18 protein-coding genes are annotated in these 21,002 nt (G+C 70.1%); 7 read left to right on the forward strand and 11 right to left on the reverse strand.

What is annotated here, in order from left to right:
- The first annotated feature begins 97 nt into the window (after positions 1–97).
- Positions 98–1,855 (forward strand): ankyrin repeat domain-containing protein, encoded by a 1,758-nt coding sequence (locus OG246_RS21385; protein ID WP_266465734.1) that lies wholly within the window; start codon positions 98–100, stop codon positions 1,853–1,855.
- Positions 1,856–1,922: 67 nt separating this feature from the next.
- Here the strand turns inward: OG246_RS21385 and OG246_RS21390 are convergent, their stop codons facing one another.
- From OG246_RS21390 to OG246_RS21410, 5 genes are all read right to left on the reverse strand, one after another.
- Positions 1,923–2,675 carry an amino acid ABC transporter ATP-binding protein gene (locus OG246_RS21390; protein WP_266465737.1) on the reverse strand — a complete coding sequence of 251 codons (753 nt, stop codon included), beginning with the start codon at positions 2,673–2,675 and terminating at the stop codon, positions 1,923–1,925.
- Positions 2,672–3,574, reverse strand: coding sequence for an amino acid ABC transporter permease (locus OG246_RS21395; protein ID WP_266465739.1), 903 nt, complete (start codon positions 3,572–3,574; stop codon positions 2,672–2,674). Before OG246_RS21395 ends, OG246_RS21390 begins: the two co-directional genes overlap by 4 nt.
- Positions 3,571–4,449 carry an ABC transporter substrate-binding protein gene (locus tag OG246_RS21400; RefSeq protein WP_266465742.1) on the reverse strand — a complete coding sequence of 293 codons (879 nt, stop codon included), beginning with the start codon at positions 4,447–4,449 and terminating at the stop codon, positions 3,571–3,573. The genes OG246_RS21395 and OG246_RS21400 overlap by 4 nt, the downstream gene beginning before the upstream one ends.
- A 416-nt stretch (positions 4,450–4,865) precedes the next feature.
- Positions 4,866–5,522 (reverse strand): MBL fold metallo-hydrolase, encoded by a 657-nt coding sequence (locus OG246_RS21405; RefSeq protein ID WP_266465745.1) that lies wholly within the window; start codon positions 5,520–5,522, stop codon positions 4,866–4,868.
- Positions 5,523–5,531: 9 nt separating this feature from the next.
- Entirely contained in the window at positions 5,532–6,218 is a 687-nt protein-coding gene (locus OG246_RS21410; protein ID WP_266465748.1) for a maleylpyruvate isomerase family mycothiol-dependent enzyme, read from the reverse strand.
- Between the two features lie 223 nt (positions 6,219–6,441).
- Here OG246_RS21410 and uvrA point away from each other — a divergent pair, with 223 nt between their 5' ends.
- On the forward strand, positions 6,442–9,513 hold the full coding sequence (uvrA, locus tag OG246_RS21415) for an excinuclease ABC subunit UvrA (RefSeq protein WP_266465751.1): 3,072 nt from the start codon (positions 6,442–6,444) through the stop codon (positions 9,511–9,513).
- A gap of 60 nt (positions 9,514–9,573) precedes the next feature.
- Here uvrA and OG246_RS21420 read toward each other — a convergent pair whose 3' ends face one another.
- A complete protein-coding gene (locus OG246_RS21420; RefSeq protein ID WP_266465753.1) occupies positions 9,574–10,143 on the reverse strand; it encodes a YceI family protein in 570 nt (189 codons plus the stop codon).
- 100 nt (positions 10,144–10,243) lie between these two features.
- Between OG246_RS21420 and OG246_RS21425 the strand changes: the two genes are divergently transcribed.
- Positions 10,244–11,098, forward strand: a complete 855-nt coding sequence (locus tag OG246_RS21425; protein ID WP_266465756.1) for a helix-turn-helix domain-containing protein — start codon at positions 10,244–10,246, stop codon at positions 11,096–11,098.
- 10 nt (positions 11,099–11,108) lie between these two features.
- On the opposite strand, the gene OG246_RS21430 is transcribed toward OG246_RS21425, so the two are convergent.
- Together OG246_RS21430 and OG246_RS21435 are read right to left on the reverse strand one after the other, a co-directional pair.
- Positions 11,109–12,017: a carbohydrate kinase gene (locus OG246_RS21430; protein WP_266465759.1), complete on the reverse strand. Its 909-nt coding sequence runs from the start codon at positions 12,015–12,017 to the stop codon at positions 11,109–11,111.
- The gene (locus tag OG246_RS21435) at positions 12,014–13,192 is read right to left on the reverse strand and encodes a LacI family DNA-binding transcriptional regulator (RefSeq protein ID WP_266465762.1); all 1,179 of its coding nucleotides are present in this window, start codon (positions 13,190–13,192) and stop codon (positions 12,014–12,016) included. Before OG246_RS21435 ends, OG246_RS21430 begins: the two co-directional genes overlap by 4 nt.
- Before the next feature lie 289 nt (positions 13,193–13,481).
- Here OG246_RS21435 and OG246_RS21440 point away from each other — a divergent pair, with 289 nt between their 5' ends.
- Positions 13,482–13,907 carry a Rieske (2Fe-2S) protein gene (locus OG246_RS21440; protein ID WP_266465765.1) on the forward strand — a complete coding sequence of 142 codons (426 nt, stop codon included), beginning with the start codon at positions 13,482–13,484 and terminating at the stop codon, positions 13,905–13,907.
- A 112-nt stretch (positions 13,908–14,019) separates the two neighbouring features.
- On the opposite strand, the gene OG246_RS21445 is transcribed toward OG246_RS21440, so the two are convergent.
- Together OG246_RS21445 and OG246_RS21450 are read right to left on the reverse strand one after the other, a co-directional pair.
- Positions 14,020–14,967 carry a hypothetical protein gene (locus tag OG246_RS21445; RefSeq protein WP_266465767.1) on the reverse strand — a complete coding sequence of 316 codons (948 nt, stop codon included), beginning with the start codon at positions 14,965–14,967 and terminating at the stop codon, positions 14,020–14,022.
- A 238-nt stretch (positions 14,968–15,205) separates the two neighbouring features.
- Complete coding sequence (locus OG246_RS21450) at positions 15,206–15,562, reverse strand: response regulator transcription factor (RefSeq protein ID WP_266465770.1); 357 nt, start codon at positions 15,560–15,562, stop codon at positions 15,206–15,208.
- 214 nt (positions 15,563–15,776) lie between these two features.
- Here OG246_RS21450 and OG246_RS21455 point away from each other — a divergent pair, with 214 nt between their 5' ends.
- Both OG246_RS21455 and OG246_RS21460 read left to right on the forward strand, forming a co-directional pair.
- On the forward strand, positions 15,777–17,108 hold the full coding sequence (locus OG246_RS21455) for a sugar ABC transporter substrate-binding protein (RefSeq protein WP_266465772.1): 1,332 nt from the start codon (positions 15,777–15,779) through the stop codon (positions 17,106–17,108).
- Entirely contained in the window at positions 17,105–19,861 is a 2,757-nt protein-coding gene (locus OG246_RS21460) for a nitrate- and nitrite sensing domain-containing protein (RefSeq protein WP_266465775.1), read from the forward strand. Before OG246_RS21455 ends, OG246_RS21460 begins: the two co-directional genes overlap by 4 nt.
- A gap of 74 nt (positions 19,862–19,935) precedes the next feature.
- On the opposite strand, the gene OG246_RS21465 is transcribed toward OG246_RS21460, so the two are convergent.
- A complete protein-coding gene (locus tag OG246_RS21465) occupies positions 19,936–20,097 on the reverse strand; it encodes a hypothetical protein (RefSeq protein WP_266465777.1) in 162 nt (53 codons plus the stop codon).
- Between the two features lie 210 nt (positions 20,098–20,307).
- On the opposite strand from OG246_RS21465, the gene OG246_RS21470 reads away from it, so the two are divergent.
- The gene (locus OG246_RS21470) at positions 20,308–20,979 is read left to right on the forward strand and encodes a response regulator transcription factor (protein WP_266465780.1); all 672 of its coding nucleotides are present in this window, start codon (positions 20,308–20,310) and stop codon (positions 20,977–20,979) included.
- Positions 20,980–21,002: the final 23 nt, after the last annotated feature.

Below are 21,002 nucleotides of genomic sequence, written 5' to 3' on the forward strand. Positions count from 1 at the left end.
GCGCAGACCTGACGGAGCGGGGGCGTGCGACCGCCTGGCGAAATGGCAAGCGGATGCATGGAGTCCGATTGTCGGTGGCGGATGCCACGATCAATTCATGGATTTCTTCGAGGGATTGATCGCCCCGGACGAGCCGGACGAGCCGCAACCGGAGACGCATCACCGGCTGGGCGCCTATCGGCCGGGCGGGGACGAGCCGTTACCGCCCGCCGACTGGTTCCTGCCCGCGCAACTGCCGCAGGTCACCGAGCTGGGCGTCGGCCCGGATGTCCGGATCATGCTCACCGGCTGGCAGGTGTGGCCCGGTTCGGTGACGCTCCGGCTGGGCGTGTTTCTGCGGACGATACGACAGGGCGGCCAGACGCACCCCGTGCGCTTCGGGGCAGGACGCGCGGGGGCCGGAGCTCTGCGCTTCGGCGTGCTGCTCGCCGACGGAAGGCGGGTCACGACCCTCGACGGGCACCCGTGGCCCGCGCCCACGGAGGGGCCGCCGCGGCCGACGCTCCAGTTGCGGGGCGGGGGCGGCGGCGGATTCCACTACCAAGTGGAGCTGCATCTCTCGCAGTTGCCGCCGGAAGGGCCCATGCAACTGGTGGCCGAGTGGCCCGACCAGGGTGTGCCCGAAACCCGTACGGAGATCGATGCGACGGTGCTGCGAGCCGCGGCCGCCGAGGCGGTCGAGATCTGGCCGGAGAGCGAGCCCCCACCCCCTGCGGAGCAGGGCGGGAAAGCGGGGAGTTTCGCGATCATCAGTATGGGGCCGTCGGAAATCATGGCGCAGGCGATCGTAGGCCCCGCGGGGCGGCGCGGCAGCCGGCCGGCAGGTCCGCCGCCGCCGACCCCGGAGCGCGGTGACTGGGAGGGCATGGGACTCGCGGGATGGCAGGACATCGACCTGGTCAGAGCACGCCTCGCGCACGGCGCTGACCCTGTGGCGCGACTGGATTCCTGGTCCGACGAGACGCCACTGCACCGCGCCGCGGAGTATGGCGTACCCGAGGTCGTCGCCGAACTCCTGAGGCACGTGCAGGACGTGGACGTGCCGGCGCGCGAGGAACGCACCCCGCTGTGGGAGGCGGTCTGCCACGGCAAGAGGGAGGCAGTGGAGTTGCTGCTCGCAGCGGGCGCCGACGCCTGGAGCCCGCAGATGGGCGGACGGTCTCCTGGCCGCCTCGCACTCGCCACCGAGCTGGCCCCGCTTTTCCAGGCCCTGCCAAATGCCGTGCTCCTCACGCCGGATGAGCACGCGGCCCAGGAAGACGCCGACCGCAGGGCCGCCGTCTTTCACGACATGCACCTCGAGGGATTGTCGGTCGCCTTTGTGGCGTCGATCGACGAGGAGACGGCGATACGCCGCCTGGGCGCCGACCCGGCCGCCGCTCCGGTACTGGACCTCGACAGGGAGCCGGGTCCGTACGGCACAGGGCCCAACGGGTTCGACCCCGATGACTACGACCTCGCCGAGCGCTTTGTGGGCGTGACCGGAGTCCCCGGCGGGTGCGTCCTGATACAGCCCGCCTGGTACTACCTCAGCAGGCCGGACGTTCTCAACGCCCTCTCGCCCGGAACCACCGCGTACGGGCTCTACTTCAATCCCAAGGGAGGCACCTTCGGAGAATTCTCGCGAGATGGCCGCAGCGAGCGGCACGAGGAGATCGGCTCCGTGTCCGGGGACGAACCCGACCTCCACTGGCTGTACCGCTTCTGGCAGTGGGACAAGCCCGGGATGTGGGGCGCCCACTCCCTCGCGTACGCCTCACACATGGGCGGAATACGCGTGACCAACCGTGCTGCGGTCGTGGGGCCGCCGCGGCGCTGGGCGGAGATACCCGAGGACAGCGAGCTGCTGAGCTGACGCACGCCTTCCCGAGCGCCGTGTCACCGGCTCCAAGGCCGATGTCATACCGGCTCCAAGCCGTGGGTCAGAGCCGCCCCGCCTCCACGATGCGCCGCAGGAAGCGCTGCGTCCGCTCTTCTTGCGGGTTCCCGAAGAGCTCCTCGGCCGTGCCGCGTTCGAGGACCACGCCGCCGTCGAGGAAGCAGACCTGATCCGCGACCTCGCGGGCGAAGCCCATCTCGTGCGTGGCCAGGACCATGGTCATGCCGTCGTCCTTCAAGTCCCGGACGACGGTGAGCACTTCGCCCACGAGTTCCGGGTCGAGGGCGGCGGTGATCTCGTCCAGGAGCAGCAGCCGCGGGCGTACGGCCAGCGCGCGGACGATCGCCGCTCGTTGCTGCTGGCCACCGCTCAGCCGGTCCGGATACTCGGCCGCCTTGGCGCCGAGCCCGAGCCGGTCGAGCAGCTCACGGGCGTGCGCCTCCGCCTCCGCGCGGCTCACGCCGTGCACACGGCGCGGAGCGAGGGTGATGTTCTCCAGGACGGTCATGTGCGGAAAGAGGTTGTACGCCTGGAAGACCACGCCGATACGGCGGCGTACCGCGTCCGGGTCGGTCCGCGGGTCGGTGATCTCCTCGTCGTCCAGCCAGATCGCGCCGTCGTCGATGTCCTCAAGGAGGTTGGCGCAGCGGAGCAGGGTGGACTTGCCGGAACCGGAGGCGCCGATCAGCGCGGTCACCGTGTGCGGGGCGACATCGAGGTCGACGTCCCGCAGCACGACCGACTCGCCGAAGGTCTTGCGGACGGACTCCATGCGCAGAACCGGAGCGGCGGTCATATGGTCCCTCCCTGTGCCCGCTGACGGTCCATCCGGGCCGTGACCCAGTCCGTGAAGCGGGTCATCGGGATGGTCAGTGCGACGAAGACCAGTCCCGCGACGATGTACGGCGTGTAGTTGAGGCTGCGGCCCACGATGATGTCCGCGGCACGCACCGCGTCGACGGCGCCGCCGATCGAGACGAGTCCGGTGTCCTTCTGGAGGGACACCAGGTCGTTGAGGAGGGGCGGCACCTGGCGGCGTACGGCCTGGGGGAGTACGACGAACCGCAGGGACTGCCGGTTGGTGAGGCCCAGCGAGCGGGCCGCGGCGCGTTGCGAGGGGTGGATGGACTCGATGCCGGCGCGGAACACCTCGGCGACGTAGGCCGAGTACGTGAGCGTGAGCGCCGTGCCGCCCAGCAGGATCGGGTCCACCGTGACGCCCTGGAGCCGCAGCGCGGGGACACCCAGGACCACGATCATCAGGTTGATGATCAACGGGAGACCGCGGAAGAAGTCGGTGTACGCGGCGGCCAGCGCCCGCAGCGGGAAGAAGACCGGGCCGCGCAGGGTACGCGCGACGGCGATGAGCATGCCGAGGACGAGCACCGCGACACCGCAGATCAGGAGCAGCCGGACGTTGAGCCACAGCCCTTCGAGGACCTTGGGGAACGCCTCGCGCGCGTACTGCGCGTTGAAGAACGTCTCCTTGGTGCGCGGCCAGCCGGGAGCGTTGACGACGACGAGGTACAGGACGACGCCGGTGATCAGGGTGGAGAGCGCCGCGATCGCGGTCGCGCGGCGGGAGCGGGTGCGCTTGTAGCGCTCCCGCTCGATCCGCCGCTGCGACGGGACGTACGCCTCGCGCATGTCCTCTTCGGCGGAGCCGCCGCCGGGCTCGTCCTTCACGACCGTCACTTGAGTACCGGAGCGTCAACGGCGTCGGACAGCCACTGCTTCTCGATCGAGGCCAGCGTGCCGTCCTCGCGCAGGGTGTCCACCGCGTCGGTCACGCACGAGGTCAGCGCGCTGCCCTTGTCGAGTACGAGCCCGAACTGCTCGGGCGTGCCACCGCTGTTCTCGAACTGTCCGACGATCTTCGCGTCCGTCACCTCGGCCGCTGTGATGTAGAAGGCGGTCGGCAGGTCGACCACGATGGCGTCGACCTGGCCGTTCTTCAGCGCGGACTTGGCCTGGTCGTTCTTCGCGTACGCAGCCGGGGCCTCGGTGGGCTTCACGACATCGTTGATGTAGTTGAGGCTGGTGGTGCCGACCTGGGCGCCCAGCTTCACGTCCTTGAGGTCCGCGATGCTCGTCGCCTTCGCCGCCTTGGAGTCCTTCAGCGCGATGACGGCCTGCCGGACGTCGTAGTAGCCGGACGAGAAGTCCACGGCCTTCTTGCGCTCGGCGCTGATCGACACCTGGTTGATGTCGAAGTCGAAGGTCTTCTCGCCGGGCGCGAAGGCCTTGTTGAAGGGGACGCTCTGCCAGACCACATCGCTCTCGGCATAGCCCAGCTGCTTCGCCACGGCGTACGCGACCGCCGACTCGTAGCCCTCACCATTGGCGGGCTTGTCGTCCTTGAACCACGGTTCGTACGCGGGTTCGTCGGTCGCGATCGTCAGCTTGCCCGACGTCTCGGTGGCCAACTTGCCCTTGTCGCAGGCGTTCGCGGAGGGCGTGGCGTCAGCCTCGTCCTCGGGCTGCGGGGCGCAGCCCACGGCGACGACGGCGAGCAGGGCGACGGTGGCGGCGGACGCGGTGCGGCGCAGGGCGCGTTGGGCGAGAGGCATGGCGGGAGAGTGACAGTGCGGCGTCCTGTTTGTCCAGGTCACAAGGGCAACTGTCCGCATAGTGGGAACGGGTGTTGCATTCTTGTGAACGCACGCTGAGAGGGCCCGTCGAGCGTCCCGTCGAGACACTTCGCCGGGGCCGCCGGCCGAGGGCGGGGATCGATAGGCCGGCGGCCCATCCGCGCAGGAGCCGTCATCCTGCACGGGGCTGCACTCATTGGACTGCGCCGGGGCGCGCACCGGGAGCGCGCGCGTGGCACCGGCGCGTGCGCTCGGTTCACACGGGGCGCGTGTTTTACGAAGCGCGCAGGGCGTGTGTGCATGGCTCACGCGGGGGCGTACGCCTCATGACGTGCGCGGGGCGCGTGCGCCCGAACTCGCGCCCCGAACCGGGGTTCACCACCCCGCCGCGGCGTTCACCACCCGCGTGCGCGCCACTCCGGCAGATGCGGTCGTTCCGCGCCCAGCGTCGTGTCGTTGCCGTGGCCCGGGTAGACCCAGGTCTCGTCGGACAGCGCACCGAAGATCTTTGTCTCGACATCGTGGATGAGGCTGGCGAACGCCGCCGGGTCCTTGCGTGTGTTGCCCACACCGCCCGGGAAGAGACAGTCCCCCGTGAACACATGCGGATGCCCGTGCGGGTCGTCGTAGACGAGCGCGATCGAGCCCGGCGTGTGCCCCACCAGGTGGCGTGCGGTGAGTTCCACGCGCCCCACCCGGATCGTGTCGCCGTCCTGGAGCGGCACATCGGTCGGCACCGGGATGCCGTCGACGTCGTCGCGGCCCGCGTAGGTGCGGGCGCCCGTCGACGCCACGACCTCGGCGAGTGCCTGCCAGTGGTCGCCGTGCTGGTGGGTGGTGACCACGGACGCGATGCCGTCGTCGCCGATCAGCGTGAGCAGGGTCGAGGCGTCGTTGGCCGCGTCGATCAGGAGCTGCTCGTCGGTCGCCCGGCAGCGCAGCAGATAGGCGTTGTTGTCCATCGGGCCCACCGCGACCTTGGAGATCATCAGGTCCTGCAACTCGTGCACATCGGCAGGGCCGCCGACCTTCACCGCTCCGCTGTACGTCATGTCGGCAGCCTATAGCGGCGGGAGGGCGGGGAGCGGGCCGCCGTCGGTGGTCAGCGCCGAACCGTCGCGGCGCCCGGCGAGCCAGCCGAGCAGATCGGCCTGGCGACCGGTGACGGTGATCGGTTCTCCCTCGCGGCGGCCGGAGGAAACCAGGCGGCCGTCGTCCCCCTCGATCACGAACGCGGGTACGTCGGGATGGCCCCGGAATCGGTCCGCAAGGAAGTCGATCTCGCGCTGAGTGAACTCCTCGGGGAGGTCCTCCAGCTCGTACCCGGTCCCCAGATCCACATGGTGCAGTTCGACCTCGACCCACCGCCGGAACGGCACCCTGGACGCGGAGTCCGTGACCCCGTTGCGCAGCTCCACTGTGCGGGACCAGTCCGCGGGAGCGGCGCCGGCCTCCTGGAAGCGCACGGCGCTCTCACGCACGTCTGTGAGCTGCACGTTCAAGGGGCGCGGGGCGTCCCGTTCGATTTCGGCGTCCCGCGCCTCTCCGGAGACGTACATGGGACGTCCGGCGAGGACGTTCACCAGAGCGTCCGCGTTGCGGGCGAGGTGGGCGAGGACATGGCCGCGGCTCCAGCCGGGAAGCCGTGACTGCTCGGCCACAGAAACGTTGTCCAGTTTGGCTGCTGCGGTGAGCAGCCGTTCGGTTGCGTCACGTACAGACGCCAGGTCACGCACATGATCGTTCATGGGCTCGACGATAGCCCCGCCACACGTTCGGGTGAAGGCCGTTGGCCAGCCCCGCAAATCGAATGCACGTGCTATAGGCTCGGGCGCGGCGTCGGGCATGCTGGATGGCCCGGGATTGTTGTGAACCAGGGAAACCGACCCGGCGCTGTCAGTGGCTCCCCCTAGTCTGAAAACGACGGGGGCCTCGCCCCTGTCACTTCTCTCAAGAAAGGTGCGGACCGGCGTGGCCGACCGTCTCATCGTCCGTGGAGCGCGCGAGCACAATCTGAAGAATGTCTCGCTCGACCTTCCGCGCGACTCGCTCATCGTCTTCACGGGCTTGTCGGGGTCGGGCAAGTCCTCCCTCGCCTTCGACACGATCTTCGCCGAGGGGCAGCGCCGCTATGTCGAGTCGCTGTCCTCGTACGCCCGGCAGTTCCTCGGGCAGATGGACAAGCCGGACGTGGACTTCATCGAAGGCCTCTCCCCGGCGGTCTCCATCGACCAGAAGTCGACCTCGCGCAACCCGCGCTCGACGGTCGGCACCATCACCGAGGTCTACGACTACCTGCGCCTTCTCTTCGCGCGCATCGGCAAGCCGCACTGTCCCGAGTGCGGCCGCCCGATCACGCGCCAGTCGCCGCAGGCCATCGTCGACAAGGTCCTGGAGCTGCCGGAGGGGAGCCGCTTCCAGGTCCTGTCGCCGCTCGTGCGCGAGCGCAAGGGAGAGTTCGTCGACCTCTTCGCCGATCTCCAGACCAAGGGGTACAGCAGGGCCCGGGTCGACGGCGAGACGATCCAGCTCACCGAGCCGCCCACGCTGAAGAAGCAGGAGAAGCACACCATCGAGGTGGTCATCGACCGCCTCACGGTGAAGGACGGTGCCAAGCGCCGCCTGACCGACTCCGTGGAGACCGCCCTCGGCCTGTCCGGCGGCATGGTCGTGCTCGACTTCGTCGACCTCCCCGCCGACGACCCCGAGCGCGAGCGCATGTACTCGGAGCACCTGTACTGCCCGTACGACGACCTGTCCTTCGAGGAGCTGGAGCCCCGCTCCTTCTCCTTCAACTCGCCCTTCGGCGCCTGCCCCGAGTGCACCGGTATCGGTACGCGCATGGAGGTCGACGCCGAGCTGATCGTCCCGGACGAGGACAAGTCCCTCGACGAAGGCGCCATCCACCCGTGGTCGCACGGGCACACCAAGGACTACTTCGGCCGTCTCGTCGGCGCGCTCGCCGATGCGCTGGGATTCCGGACCGACATCCCCTTCGCCGGTCTTCCGCAGCGCGCCAAGAAGGCCCTGCTCTACGGGCACAAGACGCAGATCGAGGTCCGCTACCGCAACCGGTACGGGCGCGAGCGTGTGTACACCACCGCTTTCGAAGGGGCCGTCCCCTTCGTGAAGCGGCGGCACAGCGAGGCCGAGAGCGACGCCAGCCGCGAGCGCTTCGAGGGCTATATGCGCGAGGTGCCCTGCCCCACCTGCGAGGGCACGCGCCTGAAGCCGCTCGTTCTTGCGGTCACCGTCATGGAGAGGTCGATCGCCGAGGTCTCCGCGATGTCCATCAGTGACTGCGCCGACTTCCTGGGCAAGCTGAAGCTCAACGCGCGCGACAAGAAGATCGCCGAGCGCGTGCTGAAGGAGGTCAACGAACGGCTGCGCTTCCTGGTCGACGTCGGCCTCGACTACCTGTCGCTGAACCGGGCGGCCGGCACGCTTTCCGGCGGCGAGGCCCAGCGCATCCGTCTGGCCACTCAGATCGGCTCCGGACTCGTAGGCGTCCTGTACGTCCTCGACGAGCCCTCCATCGGCCTGCACCAGCGCGACAACCACCGCCTGATCGAGACCCTGGTCCGACTGCGCGACATGGGCAACACGCTCATCGTCGTCGAGCACGACGAGGACACCATCAAGGTCGCCGACTGGGTCGTCGACATCGGCCCCGGAGCGGGCGAGCACGGCGGCAAGGTCGTGCACAGCGGTTCTCTGAAGGACCTGCTGGCCAACCCCGACTCGGTCACCGGGCAGTACCTGTCGGGCAAGAAGCAGATTCCCCTCCCGGACATCCGCCGCCCCGCCGACCCGAGCCGCAGGCTCACGGTGCACGGCGCCCGGGAGAACAACCTCCAGGACATCGACGTGTCCTTCCCCCTCGGTGTCCTCACAGCCGTCACCGGTGTGTCGGGCTCGGGTAAGTCGACCCTGGTCAACGACATCCTGTACACGCACCTGGCCCGCGAGCTCAACGGTGCGCGGAGCGTTCCCGGGCGGCACACGCGCGTGGACGGCGACGACCTTGTGGACAAGGTCGTGCACGTCGACCAGTCGCCCATCGGCCGTACGCCCCGGTCCAACCCGGCGACGTACACCGGAGTCTTCGACCACGTCCGCAGGCTGTTCGCCGAGACGACCGAGGCGAAGGTGCGGGGCTATCTGCCCGGCCGCTTCTCCTTCAACGTCAAGGGCGGCCGCTGCGAGAACTGCTCCGGCGACGGCACCATCAAGATCGAGATGAACTTCCTGCCGGACGTGTACGTCCCCTGCGAGGTCTGCCACGGGGCGCGCTACAACCGGGAGACCCTGGAGGTCCACTACAAGGGCAAGTCCATCTCCGAGGTCCTCGACATGCCGATCGAAGAGGCGCTCGGCTTCTTCGAGGCCGTGCCCGCGATCTCCCGCCACCTCAGGACGCTCAACGACGTCGGTCTGGGTTACGTCCGGCTCGGCCAGTCCGCGCCGACGCTGTCAGGTGGTGAGGCGCAGCGAGTGAAGCTGGCCTCCGAGCTCCAGAAGCGGTCGACGGGACGCACGGTCTACGTGCTCGACGAGCCGACCACCGGTCTGCACTTCGAGGACATCAGCAAGCTCATCACGGTGCTGTCCGGCCTGGTCGACAAGGGCAACACGGTCATCGTCATCGAGCACAACCTCGACGTCATCAAGACCGCGGACTGGGTCGTCGACATGGGTCCCGAGGGCGGCAACGGCGGTGGTCTCGTGATCGCCGAGGGCACGCCCGAGGAGGTCGCCGGGGTTCCGGCCAGCCACACCGGCAAGTTCCTGCGCGAGGTCCTCGGCGCCGACCGGATCAGCGACGGGACTTCGGTGAAGGCCCCGCGCAGGGCGGCGGCCAAGAAGACGGTGGCGGCCAGGTCGACCCCGACGAAGACGGCCACCAAGGCCGTCAACAACACGGCGACCAAGAAGGCAGCCGCGGTCACGAGGAAGACGGCCGCAAAGGCGACGACCACAGCGACGACGGCCACGGAGAAGGCGACCCCGGCGAAGAAGACCACGCGGGCTCGCAAGGCCTGACAAGTCATCAAAAAAGCGGCGCCCCACGGGAACTCCCGTGGGGCGCCGTCCGTTGCACAGTCAGCCGCCCTGTTCCTGCGGTTCCACGAACTGCATGTCCAGTTGAACCTTGACAACATCACCAAGGAATCCAGTCCCGAAATCGAGTCCGAAGTCGCTGCGCCGGATCTCGCCCGTCGCCTCGAACCCGGCGTGCTTGCGACTGTCGACGGGGGAGTCCACCACCCCGCCGAACTCGACGGCGAACGTCACAGGACGGGTCACGTCCCCGATGGTCAAGTCCCCTTCCATCGACCACTCCTCACCGTCGCCGGACACCCGGGTCGAGCGGAACGCCATCGTCGGACGCTTCTCGACGTCGAGCAGTTCGGCCGAGCGGGTGTGCGCGTCGCGGTCCGGGTTCCCGGTGTCGATGGAGGCAAGAGCGATCTCGGCACTCACCCTCACATCGTCGGCCGTCCCGCCGACGTAGAGTCCGGCCTGCACCTCACCGAAGCGTCCGCGCACCTTGGCGATCCCGAGGTGGCGAATGGTGAAGTTGACGGCCGAGTGGAGAGGGTCGAGCTCCCAGTCGCCGGATGCTAGCGGCAGTGAAGCGGCATGCGTGGTCGTGGAGTTGTCGTAGGTCATGGACCCACCCTGCGCCGACCGGCGAGCGGGAGGGAGACCGGGCGGATGGTGGTAGTGACAGGGCCACGATCCGGTGACGCACACGTTGTACGTTCTACCGGTGAGCGACAACGAGTTGGGCACCTTCCTCCGCGCACGCCGGGAAGCGATCACACCCGCCGAGGCCGGGCTGCCGACCGGGCCGCGCCGTCGCACGCCGGGGCTGCGCCGCTCGGAGCTGGCCACGCTCGCCGGGATCAGCGTCGAGTACCTCACCCGGCTGGAACAGGGCCGCGACCGCAACCCGTCGGCCCAGGTGCTGGGCGTGCTCGCCGACGCGCTGAATCTGCCGGTGGCGGAGCGGATCCTGCTGCGCCGGATCGTCAAGGAGGCAGGCCACGACGCCGTGTTGTGCTCCGCGGCGACGGAACCCACTCGCACCGTCCGCCCGACCGTGCGGGCGATGCTGGACGGGCTGGAGCCCGCACCTGCCGTGCTCATCAACTGGATCGGCGACATCCTCGCGTACACCACCGGCTATCGAAGCCTCGCCGGACCGCTCGGAGTGCTCGACGGGCAGCAGCCCAACATCCTCCGGTACGTGTTCACCGACGAGCGGGCGCGCGCGGCCTACTCCGACTGGGACCGGCTGGCCGACGAACAGGTCGCGTACCTCAGGCATGAAGCGCCGCTGCACGACCCTCATGTCACCGCCATGGCAGATGAGTTGACGGTGACGGCTGGAGCCCTCTTCGCCGACCGGCTCGCCGCCGTACCCGCCCTGCCCCGGCGCGCGGGGACCGACCTCGTCGTCCACCCGGAGGCCGGCCCGCTGCGCCTGGCGTACGAGACGCTCGCCCTGCCCGACGACGGTCACCGCATGGTCGTACACCTTCCCGCCGACGACGCCACGGCCACCGCACTGGACCGTCTCAACGGGCGTCGGCCGGGGGCGCTGCGGGCTGTCAGTGGCTGAGGGCGGACCTTCAGGCGCTGAGTTCGGAGGCGTACGGCGGTTCCGCTCCCGCTCGTGAGCAGGTGATCGCCGCCGCACGGGCCGCGAAGCGCAGCAGGTCGGTCCAGCCCTCGGGGCCCAGGTCCGCCAAGGCCGCCGGGGACAGGGCGTCGCGTGCGGCCAGGCCGTGCAGCAGTGCCGCGTTCACCGTGTCGCCGGCGCCGATGGTGTCCACGACCTCGACCTCTTCGCCGGGTACGGAGTGCGCCGAGCCGTCGCGGGTGAACGCCGTCAGACCATCGCCGCCCTGAGTGATCACCACGGCGGCGGGCCCGGACGCCAGCCACTCGCGCGGGGTGCCGCCGAGCCACAGGGCGTCCTCCTCGGAGAGCTTGAGGAGTGCCACCGACGGGAGCCAGCTCTTGAACCGTGCCCGGTAGGCGTCCGCGTCGGGGATCAGCCCGGCCCGGATGTTCGGGTCGAGGGTGGTGAACACGCCCTGTGCGGCGGCGGTCCGCATCAGCTCCTCGTACGCGCTCGCGCCCGGCTCCAGGACGAGCGAGCAGGTGCCGAAGGACACCGCCCTTGTCTCGTCCGGGAGTTGGGCGGGGGCCGTGAAGAGGCGGTCCGCCGTGCCCTCGACGTAGAAGGAGTACGAGGCCGAGCCGTCCGCGCCGATCGAGGCGACGGCGAGGGTCGTCGGCTCCGCTCCGCGCTGCACGGAGGACACATCGACGCCCGCCTCGCGCAGCCCGTTCAGGAGTGCCTCGCCGAACGCGTCGGACGAGACCCGGGAGCAGAAGGCAGTGGGGGAGCCGAGGCGGCCCAGTGCCACGGCGGTGTTGTAGGGCCCGCCGCCGAGCGCCGGTTGCAGGCCCACGAGCGCGCCCGCGCCCTGCGGTACCAGATCGATCAGGGCCTCACCGGCGACGACGATCACGACACGGGTCCTTTCTCGGTGCTCTGGGGGTGCCCGGGGCTCGCGAAAGCCTCGGTCTTCTCAGGATCCTCGGGGCAGCCGCACGAGGTGCGGTGGACGAGGGTGGAGGGCAGCCGGACGGTACGGCCCGGACGGCTGGGTGACGCGAGCCGTTCCAGGAGGAGTTGGACGGCCTGGGCGCCGATTTCCTTGCTGGGCTGGGAGATCGCGGTCAGCCGGGGCGTGAACAGGTCAGCCCAGGCGAAGTCGTCGAAGCAGCACAGGGCCAGGTCGTCCGGTACGGACAGGCCTCGCTCGCGCAGGGCGCGCAGTGCGCCGATCGTCATGGCGTTGTTGCCGGTGACGAGTGCGGAGGGCGGTGCCGCGAGAGAAAGCAGGGCGTGGGTGGTGCGCTCGGCGGCGGAGGACTGGGAGTCGCCGTGCGCCACGAGCCGTTCGTCGTAGGGGAGTCCGGCGTTCGCGAGGCCGTGCCGGTAGCCGGAGATCCGCTCGGTCGTGGTGCTGAGCCCGGGCAGGCCCGCGACCAGTCCGATGCGTTTGTGGCCCAGTTCCGCCAGATGCGTGACCAACTGCGCCATGGGTTCGGCGTTCTCGGTGCAGACCTGGTCGAAGCGGAAGGAGTGGAAGGAGGTGTCCTGAGGTGCGCCCGAAGAGTCGTCGGAGGGCGTCTCGGCGGCTGTGCCGACGCCTGTGCCGACGCGTGTGCCGACGCGTGTGTCGGCGGCTGTGTCGACCAGTCGGTCCAGGAACACGGTCGGCACGTCGTGTTTTCCGAGGTAGTCCAGCAGTTCGTCCGGATCCGCCGAGGGCGCGACGATCATGCCGTCGACGCGGCGCTCGTGCAGTAGTTGGACGACCTTCCGCTCGTGTACGGGGTCGTCGTGCGGATCGGCGATGAGCAGGCCGTAGCCGTGCTCCAGTGCTCCGGCCTCGACCCCTTGCAGGATTTCCGTGAAGTACGGGTTGCTGATCGCCGACACTGCGAGGCCGATGGAGCGTGTTCGTGAGGTGACCAGTGAACGGGCCAGGGTGTTGGGCGTGTAGCCGAGCGCGTCCATCGCTTCGAGCACCGCCTGGCGCGTGGCCGGCCGCACGGGGCGCGTGTCGTTGAGTACATGCGAGACGGTCGCGGTGGACACACCCGCGCGCTGGGCCACATCGACCATCGTCGCCATTGAGTTCCCTCCCCTGGGACCCGGTTCCTCGCGAGGGAACCTATCCCATCAGGCGGCACACGTAAACGCTTACGTAAGCGTTTACGTGCGCCTCGGCGCCGACCTCCACCCCGCGCCAGGCGGAATGATCTGTGCCGGTATCGTCGCCATGCGAGGACCCCGGATGTACGGGTCATGTATGCGTCATGCATGCGTCGTGCACCTGTAGTGCCCTCATCGCGCTCGACCGATTGACGCACCACCGATTGGCATATCGCCGATTGACACAACTTCGACCAGTGGAGATGCCATGCCCGGCCGTCCGTCCGCGAGCCGCCGCACCATCCTGCGGGGAGCGGCGCTCACCCCGGTCGCCGGGGCGGCTCTCGCCGCCTGCTCCGGCGTTGGAGACGGCGGGACGCCCGCGAGGCCGACCGCGCCGGTCGAGCTGGGCGTGGACAGCGAGGTCGCCAAGGGGAGCGCCAAGCTGTACCGGGATCAGAACGTCGTGGTCAGCCGCGCCGAGAGCGGTGCGCTGAAGGCGTTCAGCTCGATCTGCACGCACGCCGGGTGCCCCATCGACAAGCTGGAGGGCACGACGCTCACCTGCTCGTGCCATGGCAGTCAGTTCGACGCCACGACGGGCAAGGTCCTCCAGGTGCCGGCCGCCGTGCCGCTCAAAGAGCTGTCCGTCGAGGACAAGGACGGGAAGATCGTCGCGGGGCCCGGCGCCTGAGCCGCCGCGGGGCCGGCACGCCGGACCAGGTCAGTGCCGGGCGTGCCTGTCCGAGCCGGTGCCGGACCAGCCGGTGCCGGAAGTGCCCGCCCGAAGCGGCGCCTGGGAGCGGTTACTCCCAGTCCCACCCGATCCCCACGATCCCCGACCGCACCCGCGGCTCGACCAGGTGCACCGAGCGATGGTGACCGCTCAGTGTCAGTTCCTGGCGGCCACTGCGCGGGGCCGCCGCCGAGTGCTGGGTGAACCGGTGGCAGCGCACGGGCAACGTCTCCTCGGCGAACCGCACTTGGAGGGCGTACTGCCCGCCCGCGAAGCTGAATCCGCGCACGTACTCGCTGGACACCCCGGCCGTGCCGTCGTCGAAGCCGTAGCGGAAGAGGTATGTGTCGCCCGGGCGCAGCCGCGTGTCGAAGAGCAGCTCGGCCACGAATACTCCGGTGTCCCGGTGCCAACGCACGCGCCCCGTACGGCAGTTCTCCAGGGCGCGGACCGCCATCCGCTCCGGAGCGCAACCCGGGTCGCCATGGTGGATGGCCATATAGCGGTCCACGCCCTCCTTGTGGGCGCGAACTATGTGGTGCGACTCGCGGCCCATCAGCTCGCGGTGCGCGCCTATGCGTACGCATTCGTGGTGGCCGAGAGTGTGCAGCCCGCTGTCGAGGGGCGACTCCAGTTCGGCGAGAAGCCGCTCCAGGACGCCGGAGGCCTCCACGAGAGCGCGGTACGAACGGCCCGCGGGGCGTTCCGGGACGGGGTGCTCGTCGGCCTTGGCGAGCAGTCGGATCAGTGACTCGTCCGGGAGCTGGAGGATCTCCTCCAAGGCGCGGACGGCGCGCAGCGATTCGGGGCGTTGCGGGCGCCGGGCGCCCTGCTGCCAGTAACTCAGGCTGGTCACCCCGACTTTGACCCCGTACCGCGACAAGTGGTGCTGTACCCGCTGCAGGGGCAGCCCGCGGGCGGCGATCGCGGCGCGCAGCGCGATATGGAAGGGGCCGCCCCGCAGGGCCGTCTCCAGTTCCGCCGTGGCGAGGTCCGCGTGCTGTGTGCCGTGCCGCATGCAGGGGCCTTTCTGTGAATGCTCACAACGGCTGGTCAGGCCGCTCGTGCGGGTGGTCGGGGCCACCGGGTCGGCGCGCGGGGTCTGTTCACGCGCGCGTGTCGCCGTTCGCGGCCTCAAGTTCCACCGCATTGAAGCGTGTTGACCAAGCCGCGACAACACCTGATGCGCAACAGGCGCCCCAGCAGGCGCCCGACCCTCGCGTCCGGGTGACCGTACGCCCGCGCCCAGCGGTCGCCTAGCCCTCGCATCCGAGCAACTCCCGTATCGCCGGCGCCGAAAGCGCCGACTTGTGGAGGAAGCCGTGGGCCGGGCTGGCCGCGACGAGTTCCTGGAAGTCCTCCAGGGAATGGGTGGAGAGGAGGATGACGGCGGGTACATCGCCCGCAAGCCGTCGCGCCACGTCGAAGCCGTTCTCGCCGTCCAGGTCGATGTCGACCAGGGCGACGTCCGGGGACAGTTCAGCCACTCGTGCGAAGGCTTCCGCGCCCGTCGAGGCGATACCGACGACCTGCACCCCGCCATGTTCGAGCAGGGCGCGCGCGGCCTCCAGGAACCGGGCGCTGTCGTCGACGAGGAGACAGCGCATGGACATGCTGGCAGCTTCCCAACGGGTGGACCGGTGCGCCTTGCAGCTAGCCGGAAAGTGCTGGAGTCCTTTGCCGGAAACGGAGTTTCGCGCTCACGGAGAGCAGCGGTGAGTCACGGGCGGTAGCATGACGATGCCCTGGGGTGGCCGTGTCCCGTCGGTTGGATGGGAGTGCACGTTGAAGTTGCTCCAACGGAAACCAAGCCGAACTTGGCGGCGGGTGTTCCTCCCAGGAGCGCTCTGTGCGGCCCTCCTGCTGGCCGGATGCGGTGGGGGAGGGGACGACGGAGAGCGTTCCAGGGCGCGCGGGGACACCACGTGCGACGGAGAGCTCAAGGGCACCACCGACATCACCATGTGGTTCCACGCGGGCCCGAGCGGGGAGTTCGAAACGCTGCGCCGTCAGGTCAAGGACTTCAACGCCGGGCAGAAGGCCGTACGGGTCGAACTGATCTCGCTGCCCGAGGAGCGCCAGTACACGGATCTGGTCGAATCCGCGGCCGCCAGCGGCGAACTGCCCGACCTGCTCGACTTCGACGGCCCGAACCTCTACAACTACGCCTGGTCCGGCAAGCTCAAGCCGATCGACTCCTGTGTGCCCGACAGCGTGAAGAGCGATCTGCTGCCCTCGATCCGCGAACAAGGCACCTATGCGGGCCGTTTGTGGGGAGTCGGCACCTTCGATTCCGGCCTCGGCCTGTACGTACGCCCCTCGGTCCTGAAGAAGGCCGGCATCCGCATCCCGAGCGGCCCGGACGACGCCTGGACGGCCACCGAGCTGACCGGCATCCTCCACACGCTCCGCGAACAGGGGTACGAGAGCCCGCTCGACCTCCGGCTCAACTACGCGGCCGCGGGCAGCGAATGGAACACCTACGGCTTCGCGCCCGCCGTCTGGTCGGCCGGCGGCGATCTCATCGACCCCAGGACCCACCGCACGGCCGACGGGTTCCTGAACAGCCCTGAGACGGTCGAAGCCCTCACCACCCTGCAGAACTGGTCCAAGGAGGGGCTGATCGATCCCGACAAGGACGACAAGGCCTTCACGAAGGAGCGCAGTCCGATCTCCTGGGTGGGGCACTGGATGTACGGCGAGTACACGAAGGCGTTCCCGGGCGACGTGAAGATCGTCCCGCTGCCCGACTTCGGCGAGGGCACGGTCACCGGCATGGGGTCCTGGCAGTGGGGTGTCACCACCGGAGCCACCGACGGCGACGCGGTCTGGCGCTTTCTCGCCTATCTGCTCAAGCCCGAGCAGATCCGCCGTATGACGCAGGCGAACGGGGCGATCCCGGCGACGAACAGTGCCGTGAAGATCTCGCCGGCCTTCGCGGAGGGCGGCCCGGAACGCCTGTTCATCGACCAGTTGAGGACGGTGGCGAGGCCACGCTCGCAGACGCCTGCCTACCCCGCTGTGACCTTGGCCTTCTCCAAGGCCTTCGCGAAGATCGTCGTCGAACACGCTCCGGTGAAAGCCGCACTGGACCAGGCGGTCAGCGAGATCGACAAGGACCTCGCCGATCACCAGGGTTACCCGGCCGACGGGCCATGAGACTCACTCCCGGCATGCGGGGCGCCCGCCTCCTCGTACGCCGCCGGCGCCCCGCGCGCGTGGCAGGTGCCCGCCCACCGCTGCTCGCGCGGCTGAGGGTGCGCACCAAGCTGATGCTGCTCGTCCTGCCGCCGGTCGCCGGGCTGCTCGCCTTCACGGTCCTCTCCGCGATGGCCCAGTGGAACGAGGCGCACACCCTCAAGGACTTCAAGGCCTCGACCGAGGTGTCCTTCGCGACAGCCGGGTTCTACGACGCCGTCGCCCGCGAACGCCTCGCCGAGGTCCTCGCCCAGGCCGCTCCGGACCGGCCGGGCACGGTGGCCGACCGGAACGCGGCCCGGCGGGCCACCGACCGCGCCCTCACGGCCGCCGAGGGCACCGCCTCCGGCCACGAGGGACAGCCCGACGTCGCCGGCGTCCTCGGGTCCGTGGACAACCAACTCCACGCGGTCCGGCTGGAGTCGGGCAGCGGTGCGCTCACCGCGGCGCAGATCGAACAGAGGTACGCGACGGTCGCGACGTATCTGCTCGACACCGTCCGCCGCCTCGACTCCGGCCGGCCCACGCGGGCCTCGGGCCGCGCCGGTGACGCCTACCTGGCGGTCCTGGGCGCCATCGAGGCCGCCGCGCGCGAACGCGTCGCGCTCGCCGCCCTGCTCGCGACACCGCACCCGGACGGCCAGGACGCCGCTGCCGGCCGCTGGTCCGCCCTGGAGGCCGCCCAGCTCGACACCTTCCGCCAGACCGCCTCGGGGCCGCTCCGCGCCCGCCTCGCGGGCGTGCTGCTGCAGCCCGCCGGCCGCACCGTGCGCGCGACCCGGGAAACCCTCCTGGCAGCCGGAGGCGCACAGCCGCAACTCCCCTCCCTGGAGCACTGGCTCACGGCCTCCGGCGACCGGCTCACCGCTCTGCGCGGCATCGCGCACGACGCGGCAGACGAACTCGCCGCCGACGCCGACCAGGGCCTGAAGGCCGCCCAGGCCCGCGGCGAGCGCGAACTCGCCCTCTCCGTAGGGGTCCTTTTCGCCGTGACCGTCCTCGCTCTGGTCCTGGGCGGCTCCATCTCACGGCCGCTCAGCGAGGTGTCCGAGGGCGCCAAGGCCCTCGCCGAGGGCGATCTGTCGTACGACGTCCACTACACGGGGCGCGACGAGATAGGCGTCGTCGCCGACACCTTCCGCGAACTCCATGTGACCAGCGAGCGCCTCGCCGCCGAGATCCGCACCATGAGCACGGCGATCGACGACAACCGGCTCGGCCATCGCGCGGACGTCGCCGCGTTCGACGGCGCCTGGGCACAACTGCTGGGCGGCATGAACGCCACCATGGCGTCCTTCGCCGCCGCGCACGGCCGGCGCCGCAAGGCCGAGCGGGAACTGGCGAGCATCTTCCACCTCTCCCTCGACCTGCTGTGCATCTGCGGGACCGACGGCTACTTCAAGCGACTGAACCCGGCCTTCGAACGCACCCTGGGCCACCCCGCCGGCACGTTGCTCGCCAGGCCCTGGCTGGAGTTCGTCCACCCGGCGGACCGGGCACGCACGCGGGCCGTCCTCGACCGCCTGGCGAACGGCGCCGAGTCCGCCGAGTTCGAGAACCGCTGCCTGCGCGCCGACGGCACCGAGCGCTGGCTGCAGTGGAGCGCTCGCCCCGTGACCGGAGAGGGCCTCATCTACGCCGCCGCGCGCGACGTCACCGAGAGCCGCCGCGCCGACCGCGAGCAGGCCGCGCTGCGCCGCGTCGCCACCCTCGTGGCCCGCGGCGACCCGCCGCACGAGGTGTTCGCGGCGGTCGCGCGAGAAGTCGGAATGGTGCTGAGCACGGGCCCCGCGGCCGTCCTGCGGTACGAGGCCGACGGCGCCGTCACGGTTCTCGGCTCGGCCCACGCCGACACGAGCGCGGGGGAGGAGGCGGCCGCAGAGGTGGCCCACACCCGCGGTCCGGCCCGCGCCGGACGCTCGGTCGGCGCCCCGATAGTCGTCGACGACCGCCTGTGGGGTGCCGTCGTCGCGGCCTCCACGGGCCCGGAGCCGCTGCCTCCGGGCACCGAGTCCCGGCTCGCGGACTTCACCGAACTCGTCGCCACCGCCATCGCCAACGCCGACAGCCAGGCCCAGTTGAGAGCCTCACGCGCGCGCGTGGTGGCCGCTTCGGACGCGTCCCGGCGCCGTATCGAGCGCGATCTGCACGACGGTGTCCAGCAGCGTCTCGTCTCGCTCCAACTGGACCTTCGGACGGCCGAGTCCATGATGGAGGACCGATCGGCCGATGTCTCCCAGCAGTTGGCGCACATCGGCAAAGGCCTCGACGACGCCTTCGAGGACCTGCTGCAGATCTCCCGCGGCATCCACCCCGCGATCCTCTCCAGAGGCGGTCTGGGACCCGCCCTGCGAGCCCTCGCCCGCCGCTCCGCGGTCCCCGTGGAGCTGGATCTCCGGCTGCCCCCCGACCGCCTTCCCGAACCGACCGAGGTCGCCGTCTACTACGTGACCTCCGAATGCCTCACCAACGCCGCCAAGCACGCGCGCGCCACGGTCGTACAGGTGGAGGCCCGGACGTACGACGACGTCCTGGAGGTGACCATCAGCGACGACGGGAGCGGTGGTGCCGACCCGGGTGGCGGCTCCGGTCTCATCGGGCTCGTCGACCGCGTCGAGGCGATCGGCGGCAGGCTCGGCATCACCAGCCCACCAGGAAGCGGCACGACCCTGACCGTACGGCTGCCGCTGCGGGAACGGCCGACGGACGTGTGACCGCCCCCGGGTCCGGAGAGGCAGGAAAACGCCTCGGGGCAGGCATCAGGCGTCAGACGGACACCAGGCAGCCGCTACGGGCAAGCGGTGCCGTCACGCCGCACGAGCCGCAGACCCTTGGCGCGCACGATGTCGGGATCCCGCGGGTCGAGGGCGTCGCGGAAGGACCGCACCTCGTCCTCGTACCGGCGGACACGGACCGACCGCCGTCGTTGCTCGATCCGTGTCCGCCGCATCTCCCGCTGTCCTTCCGTCAAGTGGCCCGCCGTCCCTCGCCCGGGACGGCCGGCCCCTTGCATCTGCACTGGTTCGAGCATGGACCCGCGATGTCCGCGTGTCGTCACCGCCAGCCCCCAATTCCGCTTCCGGCTAGCAGTAACCCCCGCGTTCCGGCAGGCTGTTGGGGGCGCATCGCGCCACACACGCGGGCAACGGGAGCCGGGACCATGGACGCCAATAAGCAGCCCGCGCGGGGACGGGTCGTCCTCGCCGACGACGACATCCTGCTCAGGGAAGGCCTCGCGAGTCTCTGCGAGCGCGTCGGCTACGAAGTGGCCGGGCAGGCCGGTGACGCCGTACGGCTCCTGGAGCTGGTCGCCGACGAACGCCCGGACCTGGCGATCATCGACATAAGAATGCCGCCCCACCACTCGACCGAGGGCCTCAAGGCGGGCCGCACGATCAGAGAGCTCCACCCGGCCACCGGCATCCTGGTCCTGTCGGCCTACGTCGAGGTCGAGGACGCCCTGGAGCTGCTGGCCGGGGGCCACAAGGTCGGGTACCTCCTGAAGAGCCGGGTCACGGCCGTGGACGAGTTCATCGAGTCGCTCGACCGGATCCACCGGGGCGGCTCGGTCGTCGACCCCTCCCTGGTGCGGGAGCTGTTCTCCGCCCAGCGGCGCGACGACCCGCTGTCCTTCCTCAGCGGCCGCGAGCGGGAGGTTCTCGCGCTCATGGCGGAGGGCCGCTCCAACGCCGGCATCGGCCGCCGGCTGTGGGTCACCGAGGGCACCGTCGAGAAACACGTCCGCAGCATCCTGGGCAAACTCCACCTCCCGGAGGCCTCCGACGACCACCGCCGGGTCCTGGCCGTCCTGACATTCCTGGAATCGCGCTGAGACCTTGCCCTACGTTCTGTCCA

It is taken from the genome of Streptomyces sp. NBC_00620, from assembly GCF_026341825.1.
Classification (GTDB): Bacteria; Actinomycetota; Actinomycetes; order Streptomycetales; family Streptomycetaceae; genus Streptomyces.

Coding starts and splice junctions, on each gene's coding strand:
- OG246_RS21385 (WP_266465734.1), top strand. CDS start 98: ATGGATTTCTTCGAGGGATTGATCGCCCCGGACGAGCCGGACGAGCCG.
- OG246_RS21390 (WP_266465737.1), bottom strand. CDS start 2,675: ATGACCGCCGCTCCGGTTCTGCGCATGGAGTCCGTCCGCAAGACCTTC.
- OG246_RS21400 (WP_266465742.1), bottom strand. CDS start 4,449: ATGCCTCTCGCCCAACGCGCCCTGCGCCGCACCGCGTCCGCCGCCACC.
- OG246_RS21405 (WP_266465745.1), bottom strand. CDS start 5,522: ATGACGTACAGCGGAGCGGTGAAGGTCGGCGGCCCTGCCGATGTGCAC.
- OG246_RS21410 (WP_266465748.1), bottom strand. CDS start 6,218: ATGAACGATCATGTGCGTGACCTGGCGTCTGTACGTGACGCAACCGAA.
- OG246_RS21420 (WP_266465753.1), bottom strand. CDS start 10,143: ATGACCTACGACAACTCCACGACCACGCATGCCGCTTCACTGCCGCTA.
- OG246_RS21435 (WP_266465762.1), bottom strand. CDS start 13,192: ATGGCGACGATGGTCGATGTGGCCCAGCGCGCGGGTGTGTCCACCGCG.
- OG246_RS21440 (WP_266465765.1), top strand. CDS start 13,482: ATGCCCGGCCGTCCGTCCGCGAGCCGCCGCACCATCCTGCGGGGAGCG.
- OG246_RS21445 (WP_266465767.1), bottom strand. CDS start 14,967: ATGCGGCACGGCACACAGCACGCGGACCTCGCCACGGCGGAACTGGAG.
- OG246_RS21450 (WP_266465770.1), bottom strand. CDS start 15,562: ATGTCCATGCGCTGTCTCCTCGTCGACGACAGCGCCCGGTTCCTGGAG.
- OG246_RS21460 (WP_266465775.1), top strand. CDS start 17,105: ATGAGACTCACTCCCGGCATGCGGGGCGCCCGCCTCCTCGTACGCCGC.
- OG246_RS21465 (WP_266465777.1), bottom strand. CDS start 20,097: ATGCGGCGGACACGGATCGAGCAACGACGGCGGTCGGTCCGTGTCCGC.
- OG246_RS21470 (WP_266465780.1), top strand. CDS start 20,308: ATGGACGCCAATAAGCAGCCCGCGCGGGGACGGGTCGTCCTCGCCGAC.